Genomic DNA, 19,411 nt, shown 5'->3' with positions numbered 1-19,411 from the left:
GTGCTTGTTGCCCTCAAGACGATCTACCTTTTTAATCTTGTGTTTTAATGAACTGTTTCCAGTTAATCCTTTGCCTATTGCTGTCAGCGATAGGTTTTGCTTCTTTTGTAGTGAACATGCTACATCCATTAATGCTTGTAAACGTTTGCCATGGATAAAAGGACATTCCTCCATGAGATGGTCATGTAGTAAATCGATAGGTTCCATCATTTTCCCCAAACAAATTTGTTGGGGAAAATTAGATCACGACTTCAACTTTACTGCAATTATTTTTAGCAAATTTGAGGGGATATATCAGCCCGCGAAGGGCATCATCATACTATCAAAGTTACTATCGCGGGAGAGGGGGCAGTTCGAAGTGAAATTGAAAAATCTGTGCTCATTTCTAGATTAAATCTTGTCTAAACAAACTTCAGGGACGTTGCCTACAGTGCAAAATGCCAAATAGTTGCCCGCCGGCGCGGGCAAGACAGATTTTTTTTCCATGTAGAGAGCCTGTTGAATAAGTAACGTCGATTAAAGCCCCCTTAATGAACATCAATAGGGTAAACGTGGTTAAAGCGAATGCGACTATGTACCTGAAAATATGGAATTTAATAAAATAGTAAGGTTTACCAGCGAAACTCTTGTTTTTATATTATAGTTATTAAAACAAAGCGTTAAAAAATACATGTCACAGCAAGCAATTACTTTTCGCAAGGAGCACGGAATGAAATTAGGATCATTTGCTATTCATTTAATAGCAGGGATGGTAGGTACGAGTTCAGTTTTTGCATCAATGACGATTGTTGGAGCTGGAGCTACTTTTCCATATCCCGTTTATGCCAAATGGGCAGAGGCTTATCACAAAAAAACCGGAATTCAGATTAACTATCAATCAATTGGATCGGGTGGAGGCATTCAACAAATCAAAGCGGGTACCGTAGATTTCGGTGCTTCTGACAAACCGTTAACAGATTCTGAACTACAAGCAGCAGGTCTGGTTCAATTTCCAACTGTCCTGGGTGCGGTTGTACCGGTAATTAATATACCTGGTGTTCATTCTGGCGAATTAAAATTAACAGGTCCCCTTTTGGCCGATATTTTCCTGGGTACTGTTAAAAAATGGAATGATCCTGCAATAGTTGCGCTAAACCCTGAATTGAAACTTCCTGATCAGGATATTACAGTCGTACATCGCTCTGATGGTTCTGGCACTTCCTTTTTATTTACTCACTATTTGTCACAGGTAAGCCCTGATTGGGCACAAAAAGTAGGTAGTGATGCTTCAGTTAACTGGCCTGTTGGTATTGCAGGAAAAGGTAATGAAGGGGTTGCACTTTATGTAAAACAAATACCAGGCTCCATTGGGTATGTTGAATACAGCTATGCAACAAGCAACCATTTGTCTGCAACCCAGCTTAAAAATAAAGAGAATGCCTATGTCAATGCTTCAATGGATTCCGTTCAGGCAGCAGCGCAATATGCCGACTGGAAGAAAACACCTGTTATTTTAACGGATGAACCAGGGGCTGCAAGCTGGCCTATTACGGGTGCCACTTTTATTTTGATGCACAGTCAAGTAAGTGATGCCAATAAAGACAAATCAAAAGCGGTGCTTGATTTCTTTAGCTGGGCTTATAAAAATGGCAAAGCAGATGCCAATGCTTTGGAATACGTAACGCTGCCTGAGTCATTAATTAAGCAGATTAATATGGAATGGGCGAATAAATTTCAGGACCAACAAGGTAAGGGTATTTGGACTAATTAAATGAAAGCAAAACGAAATAGCGCATTTATCAACAGTTCTGTATTTTATTTGAGCCTATCCTGCGCTATTTCTATTGTGCTTATTTTTGCAGGGATATTTTATTTTTTAATTAAGGGAAGTCTCCCTGCAATTCATGCCTTTGGTATTCAATTTCTGTTTAACGATAACTGGGATCCTGTGCTCCAAAAATTTGGTGCTGCAAGTGCTATTGCAGGAACGTTGATTACATCGTTCATTGCCCTGTTAATCGCTGTTCCTATCAGTTTTGGAATTACGGTATTTACACTAAAAATAGCTCCATTTGCATTAAGGAAGTATTTACGCGTCGCTATTGATGTTCTTGCAGGTATACCCAGTATTATTTATGGAATGTGGGGCCTGTTTGCTCTGGCCCCCATTTTAAGCACTTATGTACAACCATGGCTTAACCATAATACACAAGCAATACCCTATATAGGCGGTATGTTCACTGGACCACAAATCGGTATTGGCCTGTTTACCGCAGGCCTTGTTCTTGGAATTATGATCATCCCTTTTATAGCCTCGATTATGTACGATGTATTTGAACTGATACCCGACATCTTGCAAGAATCAGCTTATGCCTTAGGAGCAACGACCTGGGAAACGATTTGGTATGTCATGGTTCCCTATGCTCGCAGTGGTTTTATAGGCGGTATTATGTTGGGATTAGGACGAGCTTTGGGAGAAACGATGGCGGTTGCTTTTGTTATTGGAAACGCCCATACCTTGACTACGTCTTTATTCATGCCCTCCAGTAGCGTGACCTCTGTTTTGGCAAATGAGTTTACCGAGGCTACCAGCGAACTGTTTCTGGCAGCGTTAACGGAACTAGGCCTGTGTCTTTTTATTTTAACTTCAGTGGTTATATTGTTATCCAGGATTTTACTGAGCTTTATCCAGAAACAACTGAATAATCCTTGAGGGTGAAATATGACGCTCCATATAATACGAAGAAAAATAATCAACTCCCTGATGTTAATCATCGCAAGCCTGGCAACGTTCATTGCTTTATCATTTTTGGGATGGTTATTTTATGTTTTGATAAAATTAGGTTATCCAGGATTACATTGGAGTGTTATGACATTAATGACGCCACCACCAGGTAGCAGTGGAGGACTGTTAAATTCAATTACTGGAAGCTTGCTTTTAAGCACTCTGGCTATCTTGATTGGCGCGCCAATTGGCATTATGGCCGGTGTGTTTCTTGCTGAATATCATCCTAAAGGAATTTTTTCAACCACTGTTCGTTTTATCATTGATATTTTGCTAGGTGCCCCGTCCATTATTATTGGTTTATTTATCTATCAGATTTATGTGATTAAAACAGGGCATTTTTCTGGTTGGGCCGGCTGTTTTGCACTAAGTATTTTAGTGATTCCTATTGTTGCCCGCACAACGGAAAATATTTATACCCTGGTACCTTATACTTTAAGAGAGTCAGTTTTGGCTTTAGGCGCTCCCCAATGGCGGCTTATTGTTTTTTTACTCTCCAGGGTAATTAACGGTGCAGTATTTACTGGTATCTTGCTAGCATTGTCACGAATTGTTGGCGAGGCAGCCCCACTATTATTTACTGCTCTGAATAATCAGTTCCTTAATTTAAACATGAATCAGCCAATGGCAAATCTTCCAGTAACTATATTTAATTTTGCAATGAGCCCTTATCCTGACTGGCAGCAATTAGCATGGACTGGAGCCCTACTGATTACTTTATGGGTTTTTATAATCAATTTAATATGCCGTTTATTGATTAAGCAACACAAAATTGCACATTAATGCCTGAGGTGAATATGGAAAACAAAGTTTCTAAAGAAAAAATTTCAGTTCGTGACATGTGCTTTTATTATGGAACTACGCAAGTATTGCACCATATCAATTTATCCTTTATGGAAAACAAAATCACTGCGATGATTGGTCCATCCGGAAGTGGGAAATCTACTTTTCTTCGCACCTTAAATTTAATGCATATTACTTATCCCAATCATAAAATGTCAGGTGAAATCATTTTGGATGAGATCAACATTTTAAATATGGATGTTAATGAACTCCGCAGTAAAATTGGAATGGTATTTCAAAAACCCACTCCATTTCCTATGTCCATTTTCAACAATGTCGCTTTTGGCGTAAAGCTATACGAAAGCCTGAAACGAAATGAATTGGCAGAACGCGTTGAATGGGCTCTGCAACAAGCCTGCTTGTGGGATGAAGTTAAAGATAAACTGCATGTAAGTGGTTTAAGCCTTTCCGGAGGACAGCAACAACGTTTATGCATTGCACGCGCTATTGCAATCAGACCCGAGGTATTGTTACTGGATGAACCCACCTCTTCATTGGATCCCGTAGCAACTGCAAAGATAGAAAGTTTGTTACATACCCTTAAAGAACATTTTACGATTATTATTGTGACTCATAATATGCAACAAGCAGCACGATTATCAGATTATACCGCGTACATGTATCTCGGTTCACTGATTGAATACAACGAAACACCAATAATTTTTCATTCCGCTCAAAAAAAAGAAACACAGGATTATGTAGATGGTAAATATGGGTAGGCAGAAGTACAGCTACCGTTAATTGATTGCGATAATCCAAAATTTAATTTTAATAGATCTATTGTAAAAACATGCAAACCTGGGATACGGCCCTTTGGGCCTACTCCCAGGCTACGCTGGTTTATTTGATTAGGTGATCATATCAACGATTATTCGAAATACCAGACGTCCATGATTGATATTGACTGGACCTATATCATTCAACCAGCGTAGCCTGGGAATAGGCCCAAAGGGCCGTATCCCAGGTTTTCATTTTGACTGCTCAGGATTCATTATGATACTTAGCCTCAAATCCCATGTCCTACCGAGCAGTTATCAACAGCCACTGAAGGTCAGCTGTTTTTTATGAACAGATAATGGATAAAACCACCCTATAAAGTTGCATCTTAAATACATCTTTAATATAATAACTAGATAATACATACCGTAAAGGAGCATGTCATGTCAGCAATTCATAAACCGGCTAAAACGCTAAGTGATAAAATTGCTTTTGGGCTTGTAAAGTTTTTTCGATTTTTCGCAGATACTTTTTTTCAAAAACGCTATGGTAATCGTGCAATAGTCCTCGAAACTGTAGCTGCAGTACCTGGTATGGTCGGAGCTGCCTTACTGCATTTACGCTGTTTAAGAAAAATAAAAAATGATGAAGGCTGGATTAAAACCTTGCTGGATGAAGCAGAAAATGAACGGATGCATCTGATTACCTTTATGTACATTGCCAAACCCAATTGGTTTGAACGATTTATTATTTTCATAGCTCAAGCCATTTTCGTGGTGTTGTATCTGTTAATGTATGTTCTTTCTTCTAAAACAGCCCATCGCTTTGTTGGCTATCTTGAGGAAGAAGCTGTTGTTAGTTATACCCATTATCTGCAAGAATTAGATGAAGGCCGCATTGAAAATTGCCCAGCTCCAGATATTGCTAAAGCCTATTGGGGGTTAGCTTCTGACGCACGCTTGCGTGAGGTACTACTGGCCGTACGCATTGATGAAGAAGAGCATCGAGATGTCAATCACCAGCTAGCTGACAAATTGGTGAGCGATCGCACTCTTTTAACCAAACTGGAATCAGAGCTTACAGATAATAAGAGCAGAAATTAAAGGTGCATCATGATAAAAGAATACAGTGAGTTAATGTGTTACAAACAAATAGAGCTTGACAGCCATGGAAAACTCAAATTTTTCCTTGAAAAACACAGCACTAAAGAAGGAACCTGGGGGCAACTTACTTTAATTGAGGGAGCAATTGATTTTGTATTCCTCAACGGTCAGGGAGAAGAACTATCACGCAGCCGAATTGACAAAGAGCATCGCCAATTGCTGATTCCTCCTGCTGCATGGCATAAAATTATTCCCGTCAGTGAGCCTTTTAAGGCAAATCTTGAATTTTATTGTATGCCCCAGCGCTATTTCAATAAAAAATACGATTTAGGAGCCGCACACAGTGATTTAGTGTATGTCTATCAAACTTATTTACGTCATTTACAAGCCGCATCAATTCTTGATATTGGCTGTGGCTCAGGAAGAAATGTACTGTACCTGGCAAAAATGGGACACAGGGTCACAGGAATTGATAACAATTTAATGGCATTGGAAACTCTAAAAGAAATCACCCATAAGGAGTCCTTGTCCGGAATCGATACGATAGCACATGATTTAAACCAACCTATGAAACTTGAGCCTGAATCCTATGACCTGGTTCTTTCTACTGTCTCATTGCAATTTTTAAACAAGCAACGCATTCCAGAATTGCTCAGTGAACTCCAAAAAACAACCAGGAAAAACGGGTATCATTTTTTAGTAGTTCCTATTCATTCAGAACTCTACTCAATGCCAGAGTTTTTTACTTTTCTGCCCCAAAAAGAAGAACTCTATCATCTGTATCAAGAAAGTGGCTGGTCGATACTGGAATATAAAGAATCGGTAGGCCATTTGCATAAAAAAGATGAACTGGGGCGGCCCATGTCGGGTTTATTTGGTCTGTTGCTCGCCCAAAAAATCACATAACGCTTTGCCCTGTAGAGCAAAAATAGAGGACATTATTTTCGACTCCAATTTATAGATGTTGGAATAGCTTTTACAGTATCGGGTAATGCAGACAAAAATTGACTTGCAGGAAGTGATGCTTAGCCAATCACCCCATTCATACTGGCATTACAGATTATTAATCACATGGAGCAAAGCGACTGCATTATTATGTTCTGTTTCTTTAGAAGCAAAAAGTAAGGTTACTTTTTGCTGTTTTGCCTTTTCTTTAATTGAATCGAGTAGATCGCGTTTATCGTCCAATTCTTTTGCGTAACGCTTTTGAAACTCAGGCCATTTTTGAGCGTCATGGTTAAACCATTTACGTAATAAATCACTGGGAGCAATCTCTTTCAGCCATAAATCAATAACCGCTTCTTCTTTTTTTACACCACGAGGCCATAGCTTATCCACCAATATTCTAAATCCATCCGTTTTTTCAGGTTCCTCATAAATCCTTTTGATTTCAATATTTGGCATTTTAGAGCACTCCTTTCTCATTAAGTTTTTGCAGTAATAAATGGAAATAAATCAATCCTGCATAGGGATACCAAGGTGCGGCAATTTCTGAGATCATTTTATAATCGAGCTTATTCTCAAGATGAAGCAGTGTTTGTAAATTATTTTGTGCACCAATGTCATCGCCTGGAAAGACATCAACCCTCCCTAAGCCTCGTAATAAAACGTATTCAGCAGTCCAGCGACCTATCCCTTTAAATTGACACAGCAATTCCATCACCTCATCATTGGGTTGTTCCTCCAAATGACTCAACATGGATTGGTCTTCTTTTAAAGCGGATGCCAAAGTTCTAATTGTTGCACTTTTCCTGGCGCTGTATCCCATTTCTTTTAACTCAATCAGAGAACACTGGCTAACCTCATCAGCTCTTGGAAATGCATAAAATACTTGGTTATTATGATTCATTTTCATGCCAACATGTTCAACCAATCGATTCTGGATGTGTAATCCCGCATCCAGGGATATTTGTTGGCAGGAAATTGCATTAATCAGCGTTTCAAAAAGAGTGGGAAAACGGGGTGGTTTGACCCCCATAAAACAAGATACCAGAGGATTTAAGCATTTATCATTTTTAGCCATTGCATAAAAGGGTCGTAAATCTCGTTTAAGCCCCAACATCCTTTCAAGAAGGCACGTTATTTTTTCCTGAATTCCGCGATGAATTGGCTCATCGAGTGTGATAAGGAGTTTTGGGGTATGAAGGTTATCAATTTGCTCAACCTTCACATTAAAGGGTTTATTGTCAAGATTAAATACACGCCTATAATACTGACCATCCCAACGATCCACACAGTTTTTAACCCGCCTACGCAATACTAACACCGTATAATCCAATCGATACGGAGCAACAGGATGTAATGTAAATGACGTATTCATATTATTTTTAAGCCTCTCGGCCAGCTCCGCCGCTTAATCAATAAAGGAACCAATAACATAGAGCAATAGGGCAAAACCATTGTTGAGTAAGGAATAAGTTAATCCCAAAAATGAAGCATATGTTTCATTATAGTTCAATCCAATGCCTTATCAGGCAAGGCCCCTTAGGCACCTTGTTATGGGCAAATAAAAAACACATTGCATCATCTTTTCTTAATATTCTTTTGATAAAATGCCGGTTCAATCAATAGAGGTATATATGAGCAAAGGCAAAATAGAAATAAATCATCCGGCAGAACCTTCGAAGATTCAGCCCAATAGTAACAATCTCACGAACATAAATATTGAGGAAGCGGAGCCAGACGATGGGATCCATTTGATGAATGATCACGCCCCCGTGGTACCACAATCCATCACGGTTTCCAGCATGGCCACTTACACAGAAGAAATGCTGCTTAATCGTCTGAATGAGACCGGTTTATTAGATGATTTTATAGGCGGAAGAAAAGTTTCTGAACGAAGCAAACACTGGGTAGAATGCTTTTCAAGAGACGACCTTGTTCAAATCTTCACAACATTCCCCAAAGTGTACGACCGTTGTTGTGCCTTACTCGATAGCTCTCTTGGAGCAGCCGCACTTACTCTTCAACATTTTAATGACCCGTTTTGTGAATTATTTGAGGGGGTTTTACAAAAAGCAAAAGCGATTCATTTACAATGGAGCTGGGGCTTTGGGGAAGGAACCGATGAGTTTACCCATCTCGAAATAGCTCTTTCGCAATGGCACCAGTTTCTAAAAGCGGATGCTTACACAGCTAAAGAAGCCAATCTGATTAGAGCATTAGATAAATTTGCAGAATCTGATTTTGTTCATTTAAACCAAAATGGATTCGCATCGATAAGTACTCAATTGCATAAAATTTGCCAAAATGGACATTGCAGCGCTGGTTTTACTGAACAATTATCCAGAGTCTACGCAGCATTAACTCTCGCTCGAACCGTCCTCTTTTTTGAAAATGTGCTAAACAGAGATGCAATTAAACACCAGACAGAAGCCCCAAATCATTCAAAAAAATGGGATTATTGCCAATCAGCAGTATTTTTTAAAATGAATCCGGAATTAAAAAAAGAGATAGAAGCTCCATTGTACCACGGCAATATTGATACGGAGGCTGCAAAGTGTTTACTCAGGAATCCTGGTGATTATTTAGCCAGATACTCTCCCAATCATAAAAATCATTATATTACGATCTTGCTTCATACCGATGCTTTACACAATAAAACAGTTCTGAATCTGGTAATTCCTGCATCAAAACGGGAATCGTGGACAACAAAACCAATAGAGCATCGCGATGAAATGGAACGTTACCTTAAAGAACAGCTGTCCCTGGAGCATCCAGAGCAAACTCAAAAAATTATAGGGTTATTTTTAAAAAAAGAAGAATACAATCCAATAATGAATTCGGTTTGTACTCTTGAAGCGGCTCATGCCGTACTTAAAATTTAATCATCCTTATCCAGCCTTTAATCCATCTTTTTCCAAAAATGATGGATTAAATCGAGCTGTTTGTCCACTAATTGAAATCACGCTGTCGGGCATCGAAATAAAAGACATATAAAATATTCATAATGATCATTGAAAATTCATATAATCATTTCATTCTTCCTTAAGCTAGATCGTGGATAATGACAAATACAGCCATGAATTAATTCCCCAAATCAATTCTGCTGTTACTGAGTTCACTATCCAACCTGAAGGAGATTAACATGCCGTGGATTTATCCGCCCTATACTTCGCTCTCTGCACCTGAACAACAAGCGATCGTTAGAAGTTATGAACAAAAATTCCTTGACTTTGACAATGACATCATTATTTACAGTGCACTCGAAGTATTACGTGAAAATGGGCATACGGATATTAACGCAATTCATGTGGGTCAAGATACACCTGGCGAAGAGTTTGAACTCTTTATGCAACTCATAAACAAAATTCCTCAGGACAAGCGTTATACTATTTTTTCATTACCTACCAGACAAGGTCGGCATTCAGTTGCAGTGGTCATTGATACTCAAAATCATGAATGTCATGTTATTGATTCTATCAACCAGTATTATGGTGAAGCAGTCAGACAAATCCAAACAGCAATTGATTATGGTGTTCTAGAAGGCTACAGCATAGTACGACCTACATCACAAATTACTCAACAAGATGACCATTGGAGTTGTGGTATACACAGCGCAGCCAATATTGTGGGCATTATTAATGGCGATATTGATCTTAAAACAAATAAGGGAGTGAACAGAAGAAGCGGAGCAGAAGTACGAACACTTTTGGGAATCTTCAGCAAAGCTTATGAACAAATCTCCATTCAGCGCAGTCAGAATTTAGATAATCCTCGTCTAAATGTTCGGCAAAAAAGAACCCTTCGCTATGGATTACAAGGACTTGATACCACCATGTTCAGCCCTCAGATCCAAAATGACATAAATCAATTAATCGCTGCCTTGCGTGAAGAGCTTCCAAGTGGGATGCTTGAGGCAGAAGTACTGCAACAAAGATCTTTAAATGCTTTTTTAAACGAGTTCAGGGACAGAAATCCTGAAAATGCATTGAATGAACTGGTAAATACTGAAGAATTTACCCAAACATTGCCTGCGTCCCTGGAAGAAAATGCCGAACTGAAAGAAGCAGTAGTTACAGCCTATTTCTCAGAACAACTCAATGCGTTGCAACAATCCCTACAGCAATCGGCCGGCGCTGCCAGCTCGTCCACTCCGGTTGTTGCAGAAGATTTGACATTAGAAACCACCATAACTCATTCTGTTAATCCCATTTCTGCTCCAGAGCAACGGGAATCTGCAGGCGCTGCCAGCTCGTCGACTCCAGTTGTTGCAGAAGATTTTACATTAGAAACCGCCATAACTCGTTTTGTTAATCCCATTTCTGATTCAGAGCAACGAGAAAATGTCAGACATGCCATAAACTATTTCGAATATATGACTCAACAGAATCCTCGAGTATTTAATGAAGTATCTTGTCGCACTGTAGCGTCACATACCCAACCAACGCTCCTGGCGTGTGCACTTCTCATGCTAAATTCCGTAAATGAAGACGATCCAAACATTCAGGCTATTGCAGCTTTAGACAATCCAATGGACTTCTGGCACACCCAAAGCATTGTACATGAAATCGAACAAACAGCTGAATCAGCCCATTATCCAGTGAGTAGTAGTAGTAGTAGTAGTAGTAACGAACCTGCAGCGGAACCAAGCAGCTCTTCGCCAGCAGATGAGGAATTAACTCTGGAACTGAAGCAATTTTTATCCACTCTCCGAAAAGAGCGCAACGGATTGTACGTGACTGAATTCTGGTCAAGTAGAACAAGAGAGGAGAAAGAGGAATTGAAAGCTCGCTTTAATGCTGAAAATCAATCACCTGCAGCATCACGTCCTGTTAACAGGGCATCATCTGGGGGATTATTGGAGTATGTAGGCAGCTTTTTTGGACTGACCTCGTCAAGTGCATCAAGATCAAAGGAATCCGCAATCACTCAACGTTTGGACGAAAAAGCCCAATTGATGGGTTTTGAGAATTCTAAAGCTCTTGGCGGAGCTTTAGGTCCAAGAGTTTTACAAGAAATGAAGCAGGAACTCGAAAGAGAATACAATCAAATGTCCCCAAGATAATCCATTAATTTTCCTTTAAAATGAAAAAGCAAGTCATCTTGCTTTTTCATTTTATCAAGAGAGGACCGGCAATTCGGATATGCATCCTCTTCGAATGATGTTCCATTATTCATTAACTTTGATGCACTGCGTGTATTAGCCCAATATTATGATGTAATTTATCTCAGGCAATTACCCAGTAGCTCATTTGAGTTACAAGATTTGAGATACAGCCTGATATAAAATCTGAAGAAGATCAGGGTTTGCAGACAGTTCATCTATTTAGTTCTATTCAGGAATTGGTAATCGTACATCATGTTTAATCATCGCTTGAATATCTAGAAACGGTACCGGTTTAGAAAAATAATACCCCTGAATTTCATCACAACCAGCCCCCATTAAAAATGCAATCTGCTCAGAAGACTCTACGCCTTCAGCAACAACCTTCAAACCTAAACTATGGGCAACCGAGATCATCGCATTGATTATTTTTATCGTGTTCAAATCGCCTGGTACCCCATCAATAAATGATTTATCAATTTTAATGAAGTCTGGAGCAAAATTTTTTAAATAAGCAAAACTACTGTATCCCGTTCCAAAATCATCCAGTGATATGGTGATACCCATTGCTCTTAATTTGGATATTACCTGTGAGGCCAACGTTCTATTGGTCATCAATATAGTTTCGGTAACTTCCATCTCCAGATAATTATAATTGACACCATATTTTGCTTTAAATTGAGTTAATTTTTCTAACAAATCATACGAAGTGGTGAATTGACGGGCTGATAAATTAATGGACGTTTTTATGGGGTGTTCACTACGCGCTATATCCTGCATTACAGTATCCAATACCCACTCATTAATTTCCAAAATTAAATCAGTTTGTTCACACACAGGAATGAAATAATCCGGTGAGCGAATTGTATTTTTTGATTCATGCCAACGGATTAGCGCTTCAACACCAACAATTTTTCCGGTATTTAAAGATACTTTAGGCTGATAAAAAAGTTCCAGCTCATTATTGCCAAGCGCATGATGCATTGCATTTTCAATTTCAATGTTTTGTGAGGTACTTTTTAAGATGTCCTGGGTTGCAAATTTAAACCGATTGCCCCCCTCATTTGAAGATTGAATCACTGCTAAAATAGCACTGCCTAATAACTGATCTGGTGTAGTACCATTTTGGGGATATCGGCTGATTCCAATACTGGCTGATAAAAATATTTCAATATTGTTTTTTTTAATTGGTTTTTTAAAAAGATCCAACAACTTGGTTACAAAATCAATGATGACATCTTTTTCATCAAATTGATGCGATAAAAAACAAAAAATTCCAGGCTCGGCAATAGCCACAAAATCAATAGAAGATAATGGCGAACTATAAGAAGATAAAAAATCAGTGATCTTTTTACTCATTTCTTGCAGTATTTTATTCCCAACGTCATACCCCAAGGCGTAATTAATGAGCTGGAAATTATTTACCCGCAGCTTGATAACGGTAATAGGCTGTACATTATTTTTAATCATTTCCCTTATTTTTTTCACAAGAGAAAATCGATTGTATAGGCCAGTCAGTGCATCATAAACAGCGGAATATTTGAGTTGCTTCATGAGTAATTTATTATGGATGTACTCGCCAAATTCTTCTGCGAACTCCAGTAATATTTTGTATCCATCAATGTCAAGATTAAGTATTTGACGATTATAAAAACACAGTACCCCGATGGGTTTATTAGAAACTACTATAGGTATTCCAACGACTTCTTTTAGGTTGATTTCGGCCCCATCAACCCCTGTATAATGCGTTTTAAGATGCATTGCGTGTGTGCTGTATTGAATAATTTTATGGTTTAAACAGATGACCTGGAACGTATCTTTCGTTTTATCAGATACAGACAGTACTTCATGTATTTTATTATTGTCCTCCAAATTATCCCGAGACCAATGAACCAAACAGACCAGTTTTTTTTCTTTATCATCAAATATCCATAGTTCACCAATATCATAATTAATCGCCAATCCAATTGACTTTAAGGTGATGTACGACAGGTTTTTCATATCTTTTAACTGGTTTAAATTTTTATGTAGTTCAGCCCGCAATCGTTTTTGCAAAGCTAAATTATATTGCGCAGTGATATCACTAATGATGCCAAGCACTGCAATGACTGTTCCCTGCCTGTTTTTTGAAGGAAAAAGTTGATTTGATAGCACCGCGATAACCCCATCAGCTCTTAAAATTTTAATGTCTAAAGTGATGTCTGAAACACCTTGTTTCACTTGATTAATCGCGGCCATTATTTTGGGTTTATCTTCAGGTATAATGTATCGCAACCAACTTTCCTCATCTTTATTAATTAAATCAACTGGTTGCCCAAATACCTGTGTTGCATAAGAACTAATATAGGTAAATTTATGGGTATTGATTGAAAAGCGCCACAAAACCTGATGGATGTTTTCAGTAAACTCTGAAAATAATTGCTCACTACCAGATAACTTATATTGAATTGTTTTTGTTTTTTTTTTAGAACGCTTCAAGGTAAAAATAAGGCTAAAGAACACACCCATAACGATAATGGCGATGAACATTGAATATGCTGCCAAACTAAAATTGAGCCTTTCCATAAGATCCTGTTATGCCAACCTTTAGGGTCACAAACCGAGTTAATAGACTCCAATTCAAACAATCAAGCGTTGCTCTATACAGTATAGAACAGAACGCTTTGATTGGAATGAATTTATCATCAAGAACAATCTATATAATTCTTTTCCTAATCTATAATAAGAGGAACATACTGTTTTTTTTATGGAAAAATCGAGAAAGATAAATCTATTAAGAAGGATATCTAAACAAGGGTCATTGCTATGACAAACGGAAAAAAAGCGACACCTCCCTCATTAGATCAAGTTACCAAATGCTTAACAGGCATCGAGGGTTTTGATCAAATCAGTCTTGGAGGCCTTCCCAAAAACCGCTCTACCTTATTAATCGGCTCTGCGGGCAGTGGTAAAACACTGTTTGGTATGCAATTTCTTGTCGCCGGCATCAAAAACAACGAGCCAGGTCTATTTATCTCTTTTGAAGAAACAGAAGCAGAGCTGATTAAAAACTGCAATTCATTAAATTTCAATTTAAATGAACTTATTAAAAATCAGCAGTTAATCTTGCACTACATTCACCTTGATCGTTCTGAATTCGATGAGTCTGGTAGCTACAATCTCGAAGGACTCTTTATTCAGATAGGGTATCTGATTGATAAGCATCAAATTAAACGAATTGTAATTGATACAATAGAGGTATTATTTAATCAACTAGATAACACCAAAATCATTCGTTCTGAACTCCAACGTCTTTTTCGTTGGTTAAGCACAAAAAATGTTACCTCAATCATTACAGGTGAACAAGGAGAAAACTCCCTTTCCCGTCATGGCCTGGAAGAGTATGTTGCTGATTGTGTTGTTTTCCTTGATAACCGGGTTAGTAATGAATTAACCACCCGTTTTTTGCGCATCATCAAATATCGTGGTTCGTCCCATGGTTCGAATGAATTCCCATTTATCATAGATTATGAAGGTATTACGCTATCACCGGTCACCTCAATGACGCTTGATTTTATCGTCCCCAAAACTTTTGTCTCGACTGGAATTAAAGAGTTGGATCACGCTTTAAGTGACAAGGGTTATTATGTGGGTGGAAGTGTATTGATTACCGGAACGGCAGGAACTGGAAAAAGCAGTATCGCAGCAACCTTTGTGGAGAGTGAGTGTATATCAGGTAAAAAATGCATTTACTTTGCTTTTGAGGAATCTTCCGACCAGATCATACGAAATATGAAATCTATTAATATTAATCTGGAACGATGGAAAAACAAAGGGACATTATTATTTAATTCCATACGACCCAGCGTTTATGGTTTGGAATCTCACTTAATCAAAATGGTCCAACTGATAAAGAAATTTAAACCTTCAAGTGTAGTCATTGATCCTATTTCCAACTTTAATCTTATAGGCTCAAAGTACAGCGTAAAATTAATGTTAGCTCGTTTAGTCAACTTTCTTAAACTAAACAACATAACAACCGTCATGACCAGTTTGTTGCATGAGGATGCGAATCACGAACACGAGGGTGTTTCTTCATTAATGGATACCTGGATTTTACTCAGTCAAGTTGAAGTTGATTTAGAACAAAACACATTACTCGTTATTAAAAAATCACGAGGAATGGCTCATTCACAACAAATGCGAGAATTTCAAATCAGCAGCAAAGGTATTCGTCTCCAGGAAGTATATATGGGAGAAGGAAAGTTATTAATTGGCTCCGCACGTGTTGTACAAGCCATGCAAGAGAAAATTCAGGAAATAATTAAAAATCAAAATCTGAAACAAAATATAAATCAACTTAAAGCAGAGCAGGATCATGTTGAATCCAATATCCTTATATTGAACTCTCAGCTGAACACAATTAAAGAAAATATACGTTTATTAATAGCTAATCAGAAACAAATTGATCACCTAACAAAAGAGGGGTTCGAACAAATTCGTAAATCCAGAACTTTAATAACCCGGGATCAAAACAAAAAAGAGAAAAAAGATGAGTAGTGCAATCACAAAAACGCCTTTGACTACAGAAAAAAGCTCATCAAGTTCCCCTAAAAAGGAATGGCAATTTAATCTTTTTATTGCAGGACAAACGCCTCATGGAGTTTTGACCTTGGCCAACTTGAAGAATTTCTGTGATATGTACCTACCTAACCAATATAACATTGAAGTGATTGATTTACTGCAATATCCTGAACGCGCCCAGGAAGAAGAAATAATTGCAATTCCCACCATTGTAAAATTAGAACCCGCTCCTAAAAGGTATATTATTGGAGATTTTTCAAACCACGACTTAATGCTAATGAAACTGGGAATAAACCTGAACCTCAATTCGAAACAAAAATAAAGCTGAGCCTCCCAATTTCCCAGGGCTGCCCCATATAAATGGTTTTTATTTGAACACAGGTAGTAAATTCAGGCACACATCTGCTCCCTTCTCCCTTTTTTAAGGGAGAAGGGCTGGGGATGAGGGTTTCTTATCAGTTGACACCCTCTCGAGTAAACTTAAAATGTGTTCCATAACACCTTGGATATTTTTAAAAACTTCATTATTCCAAACACGCACTAGCCAATAGCCAACTGCTTCTAAATCCTTAGTGCGTTTTTGATCCTATGCTTCAACAGCAATTTGTTTAGCATCTACAGGCTGACTGCTTATAAAAAATCGACGCTCAATAATAATTTTATCACCAACTCTCGCGTTACTTCTATCATCGCTTACAACTGACTTTCCCTACAGTAAAAAAAGGTTATGCCACCTTATTATTTTATCAAATTATTTTGTAAGCATTTTGTGTGTGATGTATCTTAACTTTACTCGAGAGCGGGTCAACTGATAAAAAACCCTCATCCCCAGCCCTTCTCCCTTAAAAAGGGAGAAGGGAGTAGTTACCGATGTGTCCGGGTCGGATCATCTGCTCCCTTCTCCCTTTTTTAAGGGAGAAGGGAGCAGCTGCGTGCCTGAATTCACACCTGTGTTCAAATAAAAACCATTTATATGGGACAGCCCTGCCCAATTTCCTGCAATGGATTGTTTCCTGGATTGACCTGGTCATATAATCGACATAAAAATCGTGCTGTTATCTCATAGCAAGCCACCCAAGTGGAATTAGGTATTAGCTTTATGCAAGGCTCGAAGAAGAGTATATTTTATAAGAATCGCTCAGAATTAGTCTGAGTATGTATCAACAATGTATTGTAAACTAACTCCATAAAAGCGTCATAGAGTAGGAATGGTAATTTGAATAAGACATTTATCAGTAAAAAAATACAATTGCTATTCAGTTGCCTAATATTGAGTATTTTAAGTACTCACGCAAAAGCAAATCAATCCATTGATGTATGGGATGTTTTGCGCGGTGAATTTAAAATGAGCCATGAGATTAATCGCCCTGAAGTTCAGGATCAAATTCGCTGGCTTTTGGATCACCCGGGCTTTATCACCAAAGTCTGTCAGAAGGCTGAACCCTATCTCTATCATGTGACTCGAGAAATTCAAAGAAGAAATTTGCCTGGAGAGTTGGCATTACTTCCTATGATAGAAAGTGCCTATGACCCTTTTGCTTATTCCAAAGTTGGTGCAGCAGGCTTATGGCAGATCATGCCTGTGACGGGAAATCAATTGGGCTTAATCCAGGACTGGTGGTTTGATGGCAGAAGAAGTATTAATCATTCAACGGACGCAGCACTCACTCACTTGATGCATCTCAATAAAGTGTTTAATGGAAACTGGATATTCTCAATTGCCGCCTACGATGCAGGCGAAGGTGCCATAGGCAGGGCAATTAAAGCTCAAACTACAAATAATCGTCCTGTAAGTTTTTGGGAATTAAATGTCCCTAAAGAAACCCAGGTTTATGTGCCGCGATTTTTAGCTCTGGCGGAAATCATGAGCAACCCCAAAGCTTATAAAATTAATCTCCCTGCAATGCCCTTTCGTCCCTATTTTGAAGAAGTGAATATTGGCAGTCAAATTGACTTAAGTCATGCCGCCAGATTAGCGGGCATCACAGTTAGTGAGTTAACCAAATTAAATCCAGGTTATAACCGATGGGCTACAGCACCGTATAAACCCTTCACCTTGCTGATCCCTATAGCGAAAGTGACTCAGTTTTATTTCAATTTATCTCATTCACCTGTCGATAAACGAGTCAGCTGGACCAAACATCTTGTTCTTCCGAGCGATAGTTTGCGAAGTATTGCCAGACAGTATCACACGACGATCACTTTAATTAAAAAATTAAATCGTCTGTCTGATCAGTCCATACGTCCCAATCAGGTGTTGTTAATTCCAAGCTCAAAAAATTCCCCTGTATTACCATTCCATGAAATATCTAAATCAAAATTCTTAAGCCAAACGTCAATCAAAGGAACTGTATACCGAGTCATTCATATTGTGCAACCCAACGAATCTTATAAAACACTCGAAATGCTCTACAAGGTTACCACTCAGGATATAATGAATTGGAATCATCTCAATTCAGAAACGGCATTAGTAAACGGTCAGCAATTAATTATCTGGAAAAAAATCAAACAAGCGTAAATAACTTTATAAAAAGACAAGGAAAGAGTGGACATCTTTTTTCTGGCAAAACAGAGTTAATTTACTAAACAACTATCAAAAAGGCCTATTGTTACTCTGAATGTATCCCGTATTTAATATTTAATTAATCTGGTTACAGTAAAATCAATTCACAAAAGAACACTTGATAAAGCACATTTAAAACAGGATTCTTATGTCCGCAACAAATGAACAGGTTTATAAACTGTTAAATCGACCCGTTTTGGAAGGTTTTAGAGAAGGCGAAGTATTCAATCATCAAAAATTATTATCCAGTTACTTGTGTGAATGGGCCAAACACAATGGTTTTAAGGGAGATGCCCGGTTGAAGTCCATTATGAGCATCAAAACATTCTTTTCCGTAATTGAATCCGGGGCATTATTTAAAGACAGTGTGTTTCAAGGGAATACACATGGTGATTTTTCTCATTTTATCCAATGGGTATTAATTACTAACTGGAATAACGAAAATCCACACAAACCCCAATTAAAAACACCACCTCCGACTTTGTATCAATGGATTGGAAAAAAGAAATCCCCCCTTTATTGGGAAAATACATTCGAATCCCCCAGTATCTCCTCTTTGTATAAACCTGCACAACGTGATTTTAGACATGTTGAAGTCTTGCACCAGTACTTACTGTCCCGTGAGTGCAAATTTCCTGTACTTCATCAACTGACATCGGGGCGTGCTGCAAAAGGAGAAAGAGCCCTTATTAACGGTCAAATCAATGAGTTCACCCTTGTACCATTTAATCCATAATCTAACAGGGTGTGTTGCAGGCATTTGTGATTCATTGAACAAGTCAACCGTTAGCAGACTCCTGGATTAATCGCAG

The 19,411-nt window shown here is 38.3% G+C and carries 15 protein-coding genes and 2 pseudogenes; 12 read left to right on the top strand and 5 right to left on the bottom strand.

Going from position 1 to position 19,411, the window contains the following annotated elements:
* A pseudogene (locus tag G543_RS17535) lies at nucleotides 1-210 on the bottom strand (IS4 family transposase); the annotation flags it as partial.
* Nucleotides 211-709: 499 nt separating this feature from the next.
* On the opposite strand from G543_RS17535, the gene pstS reads away from it, so the two are divergent.
* The 6 genes from pstS (at nucleotide 710) to tehB (ending at nucleotide 6,333) form a co-directional block, all read left to right on the top strand.
* Nucleotides 710-1,750 carry a phosphate ABC transporter substrate-binding protein PstS gene (gene pstS, locus G543_RS0108840; RefSeq protein ID WP_028384204.1) on the top strand — a complete coding sequence of 347 codons (1,041 nt, stop codon included), beginning with the start codon at nucleotides 710-712 and terminating at the stop codon, nucleotides 1,748-1,750.
* A complete protein-coding gene (pstC, locus tag G543_RS0108835) occupies nucleotides 1,751-2,692 on the top strand; it encodes a phosphate ABC transporter permease subunit PstC (protein WP_028384203.1) in 942 nt (313 codons plus the stop codon).
* Between the two features lie 9 nt (nucleotides 2,693-2,701).
* The gene (pstA, locus tag G543_RS0108830) at nucleotides 2,702-3,547 is read left to right on the top strand and encodes a phosphate ABC transporter permease PstA (RefSeq protein WP_028384202.1); all 846 of its coding nucleotides are present in this window, start codon (nucleotides 2,702-2,704) and stop codon (nucleotides 3,545-3,547) included.
* Between the two features lie 14 nt (nucleotides 3,548-3,561).
* Entirely contained in the window at nucleotides 3,562-4,326 is a 765-nt protein-coding gene (gene pstB / locus G543_RS0108825) for a phosphate ABC transporter ATP-binding protein PstB (RefSeq protein WP_028384201.1), read from the top strand.
* Between the two features lie 441 nt (nucleotides 4,327-4,767).
* Nucleotides 4,768-5,427, top strand: a complete 660-nt coding sequence (locus G543_RS0108820) for an alternative oxidase (RefSeq protein ID WP_028384200.1) — start codon at nucleotides 4,768-4,770, stop codon at nucleotides 5,425-5,427.
* A gap of 9 nt (nucleotides 5,428-5,436) precedes the next feature.
* A complete protein-coding gene (gene tehB / locus G543_RS0108815) occupies nucleotides 5,437-6,333 on the top strand; it encodes an SAM-dependent methyltransferase TehB (protein WP_028384199.1) in 897 nt (298 codons plus the stop codon).
* A gap of 147 nt (nucleotides 6,334-6,480) precedes the next feature.
* Here the strand turns inward: tehB and G543_RS0108810 are convergent, their stop codons facing one another.
* Together G543_RS0108810 and G543_RS0108805 are read right to left on the bottom strand one after the other, a co-directional pair.
* Nucleotides 6,481-6,831: a DUF488 domain-containing protein gene (locus tag G543_RS0108810; RefSeq protein ID WP_028384198.1), complete on the bottom strand. Its 351-nt coding sequence runs from the start codon at nucleotides 6,829-6,831 to the stop codon at nucleotides 6,481-6,483.
* 1 nt (nucleotide 6,832) lies between these two features.
* A complete protein-coding gene (locus tag G543_RS0108805) occupies nucleotides 6,833-7,747 on the bottom strand; it encodes a DNA-3-methyladenine glycosylase family protein (RefSeq protein ID WP_028384197.1) in 915 nt (304 codons plus the stop codon).
* Nucleotides 7,748-8,006: 259 nt separating this feature from the next.
* Between G543_RS0108805 and G543_RS0108800 the strand changes: the two genes are divergently transcribed.
* Nucleotides 8,007-9,254 (top strand): SH2 domain-containing protein, encoded by a 1,248-nt coding sequence (locus tag G543_RS0108800; RefSeq protein ID WP_028384196.1) that lies wholly within the window; start codon nucleotides 8,007-8,009, stop codon nucleotides 9,252-9,254.
* A 260-nt stretch (nucleotides 9,255-9,514) separates the two neighbouring features.
* Complete coding sequence (locus G543_RS0108795; RefSeq protein ID WP_028384195.1) at nucleotides 9,515-11,434, top strand: hypothetical protein; 1,920 nt, start codon at nucleotides 9,515-9,517, stop codon at nucleotides 11,432-11,434.
* Between the two features lie 267 nt (nucleotides 11,435-11,701).
* Here the strand turns inward: G543_RS0108795 and G543_RS0108790 are convergent, their stop codons facing one another.
* Nucleotides 11,702-14,038: a GGDEF domain-containing phosphodiesterase gene (locus G543_RS0108790; protein ID WP_028384194.1), complete on the bottom strand. Its 2,337-nt coding sequence runs from the start codon at nucleotides 14,036-14,038 to the stop codon at nucleotides 11,702-11,704.
* A 240-nt stretch (nucleotides 14,039-14,278) separates the two neighbouring features.
* On the opposite strand from G543_RS0108790, the gene kaiC reads away from it, so the two are divergent.
* Together kaiC and G543_RS0108780 are read left to right on the top strand one after the other, a co-directional pair.
* Nucleotides 14,279-16,012: a circadian clock protein KaiC gene (gene kaiC, locus G543_RS17530; protein ID WP_035921864.1), complete on the top strand. Its 1,734-nt coding sequence runs from the start codon at nucleotides 14,279-14,281 to the stop codon at nucleotides 16,010-16,012.
* Complete coding sequence (locus tag G543_RS0108780; protein WP_051190658.1) at nucleotides 16,005-16,358, top strand: circadian clock KaiB family protein; 354 nt, start codon at nucleotides 16,005-16,007, stop codon at nucleotides 16,356-16,358. The genes kaiC and G543_RS0108780 overlap by 8 nt, the downstream gene beginning before the upstream one ends.
* A gap of 99 nt (nucleotides 16,359-16,457) precedes the next feature.
* Here the strand turns inward: G543_RS0108780 and G543_RS19565 are convergent.
* Nucleotides 16,458-16,610: pseudogene (locus tag G543_RS19565) on the bottom strand (DUF559 domain-containing protein); the annotation flags it as partial.
* 642 nt (nucleotides 16,611-17,252) lie between these two features.
* On the opposite strand from G543_RS19565, the gene G543_RS0108775 reads away from it, so the two are divergent.
* Nucleotides 17,253-18,554: a transglycosylase SLT domain-containing protein gene (locus tag G543_RS0108775; protein ID WP_035921862.1), complete on the top strand. Its 1,302-nt coding sequence runs from the start codon at nucleotides 17,253-17,255 to the stop codon at nucleotides 18,552-18,554.
* Between the two features lie 193 nt (nucleotides 18,555-18,747).
* Nucleotides 18,748-19,335: a LirA/MavJ family T4SS effector gene (locus tag G543_RS0108770; RefSeq protein WP_028384191.1), complete on the top strand. Its 588-nt coding sequence runs from the start codon at nucleotides 18,748-18,750 to the stop codon at nucleotides 19,333-19,335.
* The last annotated feature ends 76 nt before the right edge of the window (nucleotides 19,336-19,411 follow it).

The organism is Legionella moravica DSM 19234, assembly GCF_000423305.1.
Lineage (GTDB): Bacteria > Pseudomonadota > Gammaproteobacteria > Legionellales > Legionellaceae > Legionella > Legionella moravica.
Note: the sequence above shows the minus strand (reverse complement) of the source record. Positions and strands in the feature narration are given on the sequence as shown.